The following is a 10,189-nucleotide window of genomic DNA, read 5'->3' on the forward strand; positions in this document are numbered from 1 at the left end:
CGCGGGCGGCATCGCGCTGCGGATGCCGGGACAGACAGGTGTCCACCACGAGACGCACCCCCGGCACGGTGAGCGAGGACTCGGCGAGGGAGGTCGTGACGATGATGCGCGGTGGGTCGGCGGGAGCGCGACCGCGGATCACCGCATCCTGCTCGGAGCCCGGGATCTGTCCGTGCAGCTCCCGCAACGTCGAACCCGCCGCCCGCGTCGCGGATGCGGCGGGCGATCTCGGAGATCTCGCGGGCGCCGGGGGCGAAGACGAGCACGTCGGCGGCGGGCTCGGTGCGCACGAGATCCTGCGCCCCGGCGACCGCAGTGGCGGCCACGTGCTCGAGGAAGCCTCTGGTCACCCCGCGCTCGTCGAGACGGGCACGGGGCTCGGCGCCCAGCGTTCGGCGAGCGGGAAGGCGGGGACGTCATGGTCGACGATGGGCGCGGGATCGTCGTCCGTGCCCAGGGCCGCGGCGATGCGCTCGGCGTCGAGAGTGGCGGACATGGCCACGACGTGCAGGTCGTCGCGCAGCTCGCGCACCTCGGAGAGCAGTCCGATGAGCAGGTCGGTCTCGACGGCGCGCTCGTGCACCTCGTCGATGAGGACGGCGTCGACTCCGTCGAGTCCTGGATCGTCGAGCATCCGCCGCAGCAGCACGCCGGCCGTGACGAACTCGACCCGCGTCTCGCGTCCCACCGCGCGCTCGCCGCGGACGGTGAACCCGACGCGAGTGCCGAGCGGCGTGCCGTCGAGCTGGGCGAGCCGCCGGGCGGCTGCACGTGCGGCGACCCGTCGCGGCTGCGTGACGATGACGCGTCCGGGGAGCGTGACGCGAGAAGGGGCGGCACGAGCGTGGTCTTGCCGGTGCCGGCGGGGCGCTCACGACCAGGGCGCGGCTCTCGTCGAGTGCCGCTGCGACCTCGTCGAGGGCGGCCGCGAACGACAGACCCGCGCCGATGGTGGCGAGGTCGAAGGAGTCGGCGGCACTCCTCCAGTCTGCCCGCTCTCCGCAACTCCGGAGATCCGGGCGCTTCGGCTGGTATCCGGTCACCTGGCGGCACATGCCGGCGAATCTCCGGAGTCATGGAAACCGAACGCGCGACACTAACCGAACGCGCGAGAGCAGTGGGTCCGTGGACGCCGGAGACGACGGATGCCGCGACCGAACCGGCCGCGGCATCCGCTGTGCTGACTGTGGTGACTACTCCGCGGCGGGAGCCGGCGGTGCGGGCGGCGGCGGGTGGTCGGGGTCGACTTCCGGGTGGTCGGCGCCGTAGCGGAGGCCACACCCTCGCCGATGCCGCGGCCGACGGCCTGGCCCTGGATGATCGAGGCCAGGTCGAGCCCGGTCGCCGAGCTGACGCTGTCGAACACCGACTTCAGCGCCTTGGCACTGTCGGCGCCGACGACGTTCGAGGCGCCGTCCTCGCTCGAGCCGCCGATGATCGACACGTTGCCGATCGCGGCGTAGCCCTTCGAGAACTCCGCCATGATCGACGGCAGCACGTCGAGGACGCGCTGCGACAGGAAGGCGTCCTGGTTCGAGCGATGGCCTTCGCCTCGGCCTCGACGGCGGCGGCTCGCGCCTCACCTCGGCGCGGATCGCGTCGGCTTCGGCGTTGGCGCGGAGGCGACGGGCCTCGGACTCGGCCTCGGCCTGGGCGCGCAGCGCGTCGGCCTCACCGGTCGCACGGGCGATCGCGGCTGCGGCCTCACCATCGGCCTTGGCCTTGTCGGCCTGGCCTGCTGCTCGGCGATGCGGGTGCGCGCCTCGGCCTGCTTGACCTGCTCGATGGCGCCGGCCTCGGCCGCACGCTCACGCGTGTAGAGCTCTGCCTGTGCCCGGGTCTCGGCCTCGTAGCGCTGCGCGTCGGCGACGCGCTTCACGTCGGCGTCGAGCTGGGCCTGACGGTTCTCGGCCTGCTGCTGCAGGACGGCCTGCTGAGCCTGCTCGCGGGCGAGGTTCTCGGCCTGCTCGGCCTCGGCCCGTGCACGGCCGATGCCGGCGTTGGCGTTGCGTGTTCGTGTCGAGGGCCGTCTGCTCGACCAGGTTCGCTTCCTGGTTGGCGATGTTCTTCTGGTTGATCGCACGGTCGGCGTTGGTCTGCGAGATCTCAGCCGACTGACGCTTCGCCTGGATCTCGGGGGCACCGAGCGACTGGATGTAGCCGACCTTGTCGGTGATCCCTTGATCTGGAACGAGTCCAGGATCAGACCCTGCTCGGCGAGCTCCTGCGAGACGTCGGCGGCGATCTGGTCGGAGAACTTCTTCCGCTCGCGCATCAGCTCGACGACGGAGAGCGTGGCGACGATGCCGCGGAGCGCACCTTCGAGCTGCTCCGTGGTGAACTGCTCGATCGCCTTGTCCTGCGAGGCGAAGCGCTCGGCTGCACGCCGCACGAGGATGGGATCCGAGCCGATCTTCACGATCGCGACGCCGTCGACGTTGAGCGTGACGCTGTCGAGGGACTGCGCCTCGGCATTGAGCGACACCTGGCGTGAGCGCAGCGAGATGATCTCGTGGCGCTGGGTGATCGGGTTGACCAGGGACTTGCCGTTCACGATGACCGTGACGGGCGACTCCGACATCTCGTCCCTGGTCGAGCCGTCTGCAGAGATGACAGCGCGCTGCACCTTCTGCTTGCGTCCCGAGATGACGAGCGCCTCATCGGCGCGAGCCACCTTGATCCAGCTGCGTGCGAACAGCAGCAGGATGAGCAGGACGACGACGGCGATCGCTACGGCGATTCCGACGATGACGAGGATGCCGACGATTCCGGCGATCTCCATGGATGACCTCCCTGGTTCCCCCGAGGGGGCGGTCGTGTGTCCGCGCGGTCGCGCGGCGTTCAGCTCCACCCTGCCAGAAAAGGGGATTGCAGGCTCACCCTGCGCGAAGGCGAACATCCCGAACGGAGGAGATCTCCCGAGGGAGGAGGGAATCGCTCTGATTCTCCTCCCATCGGGGAGAAGTCCGCCCACACGGCGGTCCGTTGACCGGCGTCAGCGGGTGCGCAGCTTCTCGGCGAGATCGCGGAGCGTCCTGAGCTCCTCGTCGTCGAGCCGCGACATGCGCGACGCGATGGAGCGCCCGTGCACGGTTGCGATGCTGCGGAACGCCTTGGCTCCGGCATCCGTCGCCCTGATCAGTGCGCCACGGCCGTCGTCGGATCGGGGCACTTGGAGACGAGTCCGCGCGTGACATCCGGTCGATCAGGCGCGAGACGCTCGGCTGGCTGATCAGCATGTTGGCGGTGACATCTCGCAGACGTGCGGACATGTCCGGGGAGCGCGTGACCGTGAGGAGGACGTCGTATTCGGCCTGAGCGAGGTCGCCGTGGTCGAAGTCGCGTTCATCTCGGTGAACAGCTCGTGCTGAGCGCGGAACAGGCTCTCCCAGGCCTGCACGGCGAGCTTGCGATCGGTCATGGGAACAGATTAGTGGCAACAGTAAAGGGCCGGTCGGAGAGGCTCCCGACCGGCCCTTGTCCCTTGCACCAAGAGTGTCCTGCAATCACATGAGGTGGATGCCACAGCAAACATTCACCGTGCGATCACTCTATAACGGCGAGGTAACGAATGCAACGGTTTGGTCACGGAATGTTCGCGTCGGACAGCGCGCCTGCATCGTCCGGCCGGCACCGGCTCGTCCGAGTTAGTGAATTGTGATTTACTAACCGTATGGTCCGACCTAGACGTCTCGAAGACGACGAGCTCCTCGCCCGCATCGTCGGCGCACTGGAGCAGCGTGCTGATCTCACGCCCTGTCGCTCCAGGATGTCGCTCCGGCGGCGGGAATCGGTCCGGCAGGCCTGATCAAGCGCTTCGGTTCCAAGGTGGGTCTTCTGCACGCGCTCACGCGTCGGTGGATCCAGCTCATCCCGCATGGTCCGCTGCCAGAGGCCGCGAAGCCGATGCCGAGCTTCGCGAGTACGTGAGCCGAGAGTTCGGCGCCGACTCAGCCGCCGGCGCCGTGTACGCCCTGTCGGAGGTGCTCAGCGAGCTGCAGAACCGAACTCGTCGCTCTGCTCGCGGAAGGGTGGCGTCGACAGGCGGCACGACTTTGCCGAGCTGCTCGCGGGATGGATCTTTCCCACCTTGCCGATGCGGAGGCAGGCGGCACGCTGCTGCTCGATGCCCTGCACGGTTCCCTGTTCCGGTCGGCTGTGAACCTGGGCCGGACTTCCCCCCTGACAACCCTCGAACACTTTCTGGAGATGTGGAGATGACCTCTCGCAACTGGCGTGGCCGTGTATTCATCGGCACGAGCGCTGACGGCAAGATCGCCCGTGACGACGGATCGCTCGAATGGCTGACCGACCCGCCGGCCCGCCATCATGATGTCCCGACCACCGCCGACCGCCCCGCCCTGGTCTGGGAGACATTCTTCGAAACGGTCGACGCCATCGTCATGGGCCGTGCCACCTACGACTCCGTGCTCGGCTTCGGGGAGTGGCCGTTCGAGGGCAGGCACGTTCTCGTCCTCACCACGAGATCGGTCATCGAAGACCCTCGCGTCGCACGGCTTCGTCGATCGATGATGTGACTCGCCTGCTCGACGAACTCGGCGCAAGAGATGTGTACATCGATGGGGGCCGCACCATCCAGTCCTTCCTCCGTGCAGGTCTCGTCGATGAGCTCACTCTCTCCGTGGCGCCGATCATCCTCGGGTCCGGGCGTTCGCTGTTCGGAGAGCTCGACGAGGACGTGCTGCTCACGGTCCGCGGCAGCCACGCCACAGACGATGGCTGGTCCGCACCACGTACGACGTCGTCGCCGGCTGAGGCGCGGACGGTTCCCTGCGAGCGGCGCGAAGATGGGGGAGTGAACCGTACCGACCGTCTCTACGCTCTCGTCGAGGAGCTGCGCGCAATGTCGCCCCGGCCGCGCAGCGCGCGCTGGCTGGCAGAGCGTTTTCGAGGTGTCCCGAAGAACGGTCGAGCGCGACCTCTCCGCTTTGCAGCAGGCGGGCCTCCCCATCTGGGCGGAGCCGGGGCGGACCGGTGGCTTACGTCATCGATGCCTGCCGCGGGACGCTCTGGGTCCTGCGAGGATCTTCCGCCAGCGGTCGCAGCGGGCTGCCGGAACGGACTGCGTCGTAGACCGCCGAGCCCGATCAGCACCGCGATCGCTTCATCGAGTGTGAACCCCGCAGGACCCAGCGTCGCGGCGGCATCGATGACGTAGCCACCGTCCGCCCCGGCTCCGCCCAGATGGGGAGGCCCGCCTGCTGCAAAGCGGAGAGGTCGCGCTCGACCGTTCTTCGGGACACCTCGAAACGCTCTGCCAGCCAGCGCGCGCTGCGCGGCCGGGGCGACATTGCGCGCAGCTCCTCGACGAGAGCGTAGAGACGGTCGGTACGGTTCACTCCCCCATCTTCGCGCCGCTCGCAGGGAACCGTCCGCGCCTCAGCGGCGACGACGTCGTACGTGGTGCGGACCAGCCCATCGTCTGTGGCGTGGCTGCCGCGGACCGTGAGCAGCACGTCCTCGTCGAGCTCTCCGAACAGCGAACGCCCGGACCCGAGGATGATCGGCGCCACGGAGAGAGTGAGCTCATCGACGAGACCTGCACGGAGGAAGGACGGATGGTGCGGCCCCCATCGATGTACACATCTCTTGCGCCGAGTTCGTCGAGCAGGCGAGTCACATCATCGATCGACGAAGCCGTGCGGACGCGAGGGTCTTCGATGACCGATCTCGTGGTGAGGACGAGAACGTGCCTGCCCTCGAACGGCCACTCCCCGAAGCCGAGCACGGAGTCGTAGGTGGCACGGCCCATGACGATGGCGTCGACCGTTTCGAAGAATGTCTCCCACCAGGGCGGGGCGGTCGGCGGTGGTCGGGACATCATGATGGCGGGCCGGCGGGTCGGTCAGCCATTCGAGCGATCCGTCGTCACGGGCGATCTTGCCGTCAGCGCTCGTGCCGATGAATACACGGCCACGCCAGTTGCGAGAGGTCATCTCCACATCTCCAGAAAGTGTTCGAGGGTTGTCAGGGGGGAAGTCCGGCCCAGGTTCACAGCCGACCGGAACAGGGAACCGTGCAGGGCATCGAGCAGCAGCGTGCCGCCTGCCTCCGCATCGGCAAGGTGGGAAAGATCCATCCCCGCGAGCAGCTCGGCAAGTCGTGCCGCCTGTCGACGCCACCCTTCCGCGAGCAGAGCGACGAGTTCGGGTTCCTGCAGCTCGCTGAGCACCTCCGACAGGGCGTACACGGCGCCGGCGGCTGAGTCGGCGCCGAACTCTCGGCTCACGTACTCGCGAAGCTCGGCATCGGCTTCGCGGCCCTCTGGCAGCGGACCATGCGGGATGAGCTGGATCCACCGACGCGTGAGCGCGTGCAGAAGACCCACCTTGGAACCGAAGCGCTTGATCAGGCCTGCCGGACCGATTCCCGCCGCCGGAGCGACATCCTGGAGCGACCAGGGCGTGAGATCAGCACGCTGCTCCAGTGCGCCGACGATGCGGGCGAGGAGCTCGTCGTCTTCGAGACGTCTAGGTCGGACCATACGGTTAGTAAATCACAATTCACTAACTCGGACGAGCCGGTGCCGGCCGGACGATGCAGGCGCGCTGTCCGACGCGAACATTCCGTGACCAAACCGTTGCATTCGTTACCTCGCCGTTATAGAGTGATCGCACGGTGAATGTTTGCTGTGGCATCCACCTCATGTGATTGCAGGACACTCTTGGTGCAAGGGACAAGGGCCGGTCGGGAGCCTCTCCGACCGGCCCTTTACTGTTGCCACTAATCTGTTCCCATGACCGATCGCAAGCTCGCCGTGCAGGCCTGGGAGAGCCTGTTCCGCGCTCAGCACGAGCTGTTCACCGAGATGAACGCCGACTTCGACCACGGCGACCTCGCTCAGGCCGAATACGACGTCCTCCTCACGGTCACGCGCTCCCCGGACATGTCCGCACGTCTGCGAGATGTCACCGCCAACATGCTGATCAGCCAGCCGAGCGTCTCGCGCCTGATCGACCGGATGGTCACGCGCGGACTCGTCTCCAAGTGCCCCGATCCCGACGACGGCCGTGGCGCACTGATCAGGGCGACGGATGCCGGAGCCAAGGCGTTCCGCAGCATCGCAACCGTGCACGGGCGCTCCATCGCGTCGCGCATGTCGCGGCTCGACGACGAGGAGCTCAGGACGCTCCGCGATCTCGCCGAGAAGCTGCGCACCCGCTGACGCCGGTCAACGGACCGCCGTGTGGGGCGGACTTCTCCCCGATGGGAGGAGAATCAGAGCGATTCCCTCCTCCCCTCGGGGAGATCTCCTCCGTTCGGGATGTTCGCCTTCGCGCAGGGTGAGCCTGCAATCCCTTTTCTGGCAGGGTGGAGCCTGAACGCCGCGCGACCGCGCGGACACACGACCGCCCCCTCGGGGGGAACCAGGGAGGTCATCCATGGAGATCGCCGGAATCGTCGGCATCCTCGTCATCGTCGGAATCGCCGTAGCGATCGCCGTCGTCGTCCTGCTCATCCTGCTGCTGTTCGCACGCAGCTGGATCAAGGTGGCTCGCGCCGATGAGGCGCTCGTCATCTCGGGACGCAAGCAGAAGGTGCAGCGCGCTGTCATCTCTGCAGACGGCTCGACCAGGGACGAGATGTCGGAGTCGCCCGTCACGGTCATCGTGAACGGCAAGTCCCTGGTCAACCCGATCACCCAGCGCCACGAGATCATCTCGCTGCGCTCACGCCAGGTGTCGCTCAATGCCGAGGCGCAGTCCCTCGACAGCGTCACGCTCAACGTCGACGGCGTCGCGATCGTGAAGATCGGCTCGGATCCCATCCTCGTGCGGCGTGCAGCCGAGCGCTTCGCCTCGCAGGACAAGGCGATCGAGCAGTTCACCACGGAGCAGCTCGAAGGTGCGCTCCGCGGCATCGTCGCCACGCTCTCCGTCGTCGAGCTGATGCGCGAGCGGAAGAAGTTCTCCGACCAGATCGCCGCCGACGTCTCGCAGGAGCTCGCCGAGCAGGGTCTGATCCTGGACTCGTTCCAGATCAAGGGGATCACGACAAGGTCGGCTACATCCAGTCGCTCGGTGCCCCCGAGATCCAGGCGAAGCGTCAGTCGGCTGAGATCTCGCAGACCAACGCCGACCGTGCGATCAACCAGAAGAACATCGCCAACCAGGAAGCGAACCTGGTCGAGCAGACGGCCCTCGACACGAACACGCCAACGCCGGCATCGGCCGTGCACGGGCCGAGGCCGAGCAGGCCGAGACCTCGCCCGCGAGCAGGCTCAGCAGGCCGTCCTGCAGCAGCAGGCCGAGAACCGTCAGGCCCAGCTCGACGCCGACGTGAAGCGCGTCGCCGACGCGCAGCGCTACGAGGCCGAGACCCGGGCACAGGCAGAGCTCTACACGCGTGAGCGTGCGGCCGAGGCCGGCGCCATCGAGCAGGTCAAGCAGGCCGAGGCGCGCACCGCATCGCCGAGCAGCAGGCCCAGGCCGACAAGGCCAAGGCCGATGGTGAGGCCGCAGCCGCGATCGCCCGTGCGACCGGTGAGGCCGACGCGCTGCGCGCCCAGGCCGAGGCCGAGTCCGAGGCCCGTCGCCTCCGCGCCAACGCCGAAGCCGACGCGATCCGCGCCGAGGGTGAGGCGCGAGCCGCCGCCGTCGAGGCCGAGGCGAAGGCCATCGCCTCGAACCAGGACGCCTTCCTGTCGCAGCGCGTCCTCGACGTGCTGCCGTCGATCATGGCGGAGTTCTCGAAGGGCTACGCCGCGATCGGCAACGTGTCGATCATCGGCGGCTCGAGCGAGGACGGCGCTCGAACGTCGTCGGCGCCGACAGTGCCAAGGCGCTGAAGTCGGTGTTCGACAGCGTCAGCTCGGCGACCGGGCTCGACCTGGCCTCGATCATCCAGGGCCAGGCCGTCGGCCGCGGCATCGGCGAGGGTGTGGCCTCCGCTACGGCGCCGACCACCCGGAAGTCGACCCCGACCACCCCGCCGCCGCCCGCACCGCCGGCTCCCGCCGCGGAGTAGTCACCACAGTCAGCACAGCGGATGCCGCGGCCGGTTCGGTCGCGGCATCCGTCGTCTCCGGCGTCCACGGACCCACTGCTCTCGCGCGTTCGGTTAGTGTCGCGCGTTCGGTTTCCATGACTCCGGAGATTCGCCGGCATGTGCCGCCAGGTGACCGGATACCAGCCGAAGCGCCCCGGATCTCCGGAGTTGCGGAGAGCGGGCAGACTGGAGGAGTGCCGCCCGACTCCTTCGACCTCGCCACCATCGGCGCGGGTCTGTCGTTCGCGGCCGCCCTCGACGAGGTCGCAGCGGCACTCGACGAGAGCCGCGCCCTGGTCGTGAGCGCCCCGCCCGGCACCGGCAAGACCACGCTCGTGCCGCCCCTTCTCGCGTCACGCTCCCCGGACGCGTCATCGTCACGCAGCCGCGACGGGTCGCCGCACGTGCAGCCGCCCGGCGGCTCGCCCAGCTCGACGGCACGCCGCTCGGCACTCGCGTCGGGTTCACCGTCCGCGGCGAGCGCGCGGTGGGACGCGAGACGCGGGTCGAGTTCGTCACGGCCGGCGTGCTGCTGCGGCGGATGCTCGACGATCCAGGACTCGACGGAGTCGACGCCGTCCTCATCGACGAGGTGCACGAGCGCGCCGTCGAGACCGACCTGCTCATCGGACTGCTCTCCGAGGTGCGCGAGCTGCGCGACGACCTGCACGTCGTGGCCATGTCCGCCACTCTCGACGCCGAGCGCATCGCCGCGGCCCTGGGCACGGACGACGATCCCGCGCCCATCGTCGACCATGACGTCCCCGCCTTCCCGCTCGCCGAACGCTGGGCGCCGAGCCCCGTGCCCCGTCTCGACGAGCGCGGGGTGACCAGAGGCTTCCTCGAGCACGTGGCCGCCACTGCGGTCGCCGGGGCGCAGGATCTCGTGCGCACCGAGCCCGCCGCCGACGTGCTCGTCTTCGCCCCCGGCGCCCGCGAGATCTCCGAGATCGCCCGCCGCATCCGCGACGCGGGCGGCGGGTTCGACGTGCGGGAGCTGCACGGACAGATCCGGGCTCCGAGCAGGATGCGGTGATCCGCGGTCGCGCTCCCGCCGACCCACCGCGCATCATCGTCACGACTCCCTCGCCGAGTCCTCGCTCACCGTGCCGGGGGTGCGTCTCGTGGTGGACACCTGTCTGTCCCGGCATCCGCAGCGCGATGCCGCCCGCGGCATGAC

11 protein-coding genes and 6 pseudogenes are annotated in these 10,189 nt (G+C 68.7%); 9 read left to right on the forward strand and 8 right to left on the reverse strand.

What is annotated here, in order from left to right; translation table 11 throughout:
* From BLW44_RS18660 to BLW44_RS17190, 4 genes and pseudogenes are all read right to left on the reverse strand, one after another.
* Window positions 1–1,055: pseudogene (locus BLW44_RS18660) on the reverse strand (DEAD/DEAH box helicase); the annotation flags it as partial.
* 41 nt (window positions 1,056–1,096) lie between these two features.
* Window positions 1,097–1,498, reverse strand: a complete 402-nt coding sequence (locus BLW44_RS18325) for a hypothetical protein (protein ID WP_074732161.1) — start codon at window positions 1,496–1,498, stop codon at window positions 1,097–1,099.
* Window positions 1,499–1,579: 81 nt separating this feature from the next.
* On the reverse strand, window positions 1,580–2,782 hold the full coding sequence (locus BLW44_RS17185) for a flotillin family protein (RefSeq protein ID WP_074732163.1): 1,203 nt from the start codon (window positions 2,780–2,782) through the stop codon (window positions 1,580–1,582).
* 213 nt (window positions 2,783–2,995) lie between these two features.
* Window positions 2,996–3,421 (reverse strand): annotated as a pseudogene (locus BLW44_RS17190) (MarR family winged helix-turn-helix transcriptional regulator).
* 335 nt (window positions 3,422–3,756) lie between these two features.
* Here BLW44_RS17190 and BLW44_RS18665 point away from each other — a divergent pair.
* From BLW44_RS18665 to BLW44_RS18730, 4 genes and pseudogenes are all read left to right on the forward strand, one after another.
* A complete protein-coding gene (locus BLW44_RS18665; protein WP_083389618.1) occupies window positions 3,757–3,930 on the forward strand; it encodes a TetR family transcriptional regulator in 174 nt (57 codons plus the stop codon).
* A gap of 287 nt (window positions 3,931–4,217) precedes the next feature.
* Window positions 4,218–4,538: a dihydrofolate reductase family protein gene (locus tag BLW44_RS18330; protein ID WP_254775139.1), complete on the forward strand. Its 321-nt coding sequence runs from the start codon at window positions 4,218–4,220 to the stop codon at window positions 4,536–4,538.
* Window positions 4,539–4,570: 32 nt separating this feature from the next.
* A pseudogene (locus BLW44_RS18670) lies at window positions 4,571–4,681 on the forward strand (dihydrofolate reductase family protein); the annotation flags it as partial.
* A 232-nt stretch (window positions 4,682–4,913) separates the two neighbouring features.
* Window positions 4,914–5,138, forward strand: coding sequence for an HTH domain-containing protein (locus tag BLW44_RS18730; protein ID WP_476703356.1), 225 nt, complete (start codon window positions 4,914–4,916; stop codon window positions 5,136–5,138).
* On the opposite strand, the gene BLW44_RS18675 is transcribed toward BLW44_RS18730, so the two are convergent.
* From BLW44_RS18675 to BLW44_RS17220, 3 genes and pseudogenes are all read right to left on the reverse strand, one after another.
* Window positions 5,109–5,534, reverse strand: a complete 426-nt coding sequence (locus BLW44_RS18675) for a helix-turn-helix transcriptional regulator (protein WP_420811384.1) — start codon at window positions 5,532–5,534, stop codon at window positions 5,109–5,111. The two genes, BLW44_RS18730 and BLW44_RS18675, sit on opposite strands and share 30 nt — an antisense overlap.
* Before the next feature lie 104 nt (window positions 5,535–5,638).
* Window positions 5,639–5,845, reverse strand: a pseudogene (locus tag BLW44_RS18680) (hypothetical protein); the annotation flags it as partial.
* A 108-nt stretch (window positions 5,846–5,953) separates the two neighbouring features.
* Window positions 5,954–6,505: a TetR/AcrR family transcriptional regulator gene (locus BLW44_RS17220; RefSeq protein WP_060927524.1), complete on the reverse strand. Its 552-nt coding sequence runs from the start codon at window positions 6,503–6,505 to the stop codon at window positions 5,954–5,956.
* 252 nt (window positions 6,506–6,757) lie between these two features.
* On the opposite strand from BLW44_RS17220, the gene BLW44_RS17225 reads away from it, so the two are divergent.
* The gene (locus BLW44_RS17225) at window positions 6,758–7,186 is read left to right on the forward strand and encodes a MarR family winged helix-turn-helix transcriptional regulator (RefSeq protein WP_060927523.1); all 429 of its coding nucleotides are present in this window, start codon (window positions 6,758–6,760) and stop codon (window positions 7,184–7,186) included.
* Window positions 7,187–7,397: 211 nt separating this feature from the next.
* Here the strand turns inward: BLW44_RS17225 and BLW44_RS18335 are convergent, their stop codons facing one another.
* Window positions 7,398–7,673, reverse strand: coding sequence for a hypothetical protein (locus tag BLW44_RS18335; protein WP_254775141.1), 276 nt, complete (start codon window positions 7,671–7,673; stop codon window positions 7,398–7,400).
* Between BLW44_RS18335 and BLW44_RS18340 the strand changes: the two are divergent.
* From BLW44_RS18340 to BLW44_RS18355, 4 genes and pseudogenes are all read left to right on the forward strand, one after another.
* Window positions 7,605–7,964 (forward strand): annotated as a pseudogene (locus BLW44_RS18340) (flotillin family protein); the annotation flags it as partial. The gene BLW44_RS18335 and the pseudogene BLW44_RS18340 overlap by 69 nt on opposite strands.
* 620 nt (window positions 7,965–8,584) lie before the next feature.
* A complete protein-coding gene (locus BLW44_RS18345; RefSeq protein WP_254775140.1) occupies window positions 8,585–8,809 on the forward strand; it encodes a flotillin domain-containing protein in 225 nt (74 codons plus the stop codon).
* A gap of 5 nt (window positions 8,810–8,814) precedes the next feature.
* Window positions 8,815–8,988, forward strand: coding sequence for a hypothetical protein (locus BLW44_RS18350; protein WP_254775142.1), 174 nt, complete (start codon window positions 8,815–8,817; stop codon window positions 8,986–8,988).
* Window positions 8,989–9,203: 215 nt separating this feature from the next.
* Window positions 9,204–10,189: pseudogene (locus BLW44_RS18355) on the forward strand (DEAD/DEAH box helicase); the annotation flags it as partial.

Origin of the sequence: Microbacterium hydrocarbonoxydans, assembly GCF_900105205.1 — a bacterium.
Classification (GTDB): Bacteria; Actinomycetota; Actinomycetes; order Actinomycetales; family Microbacteriaceae; genus Microbacterium; species Microbacterium hydrocarbonoxydans.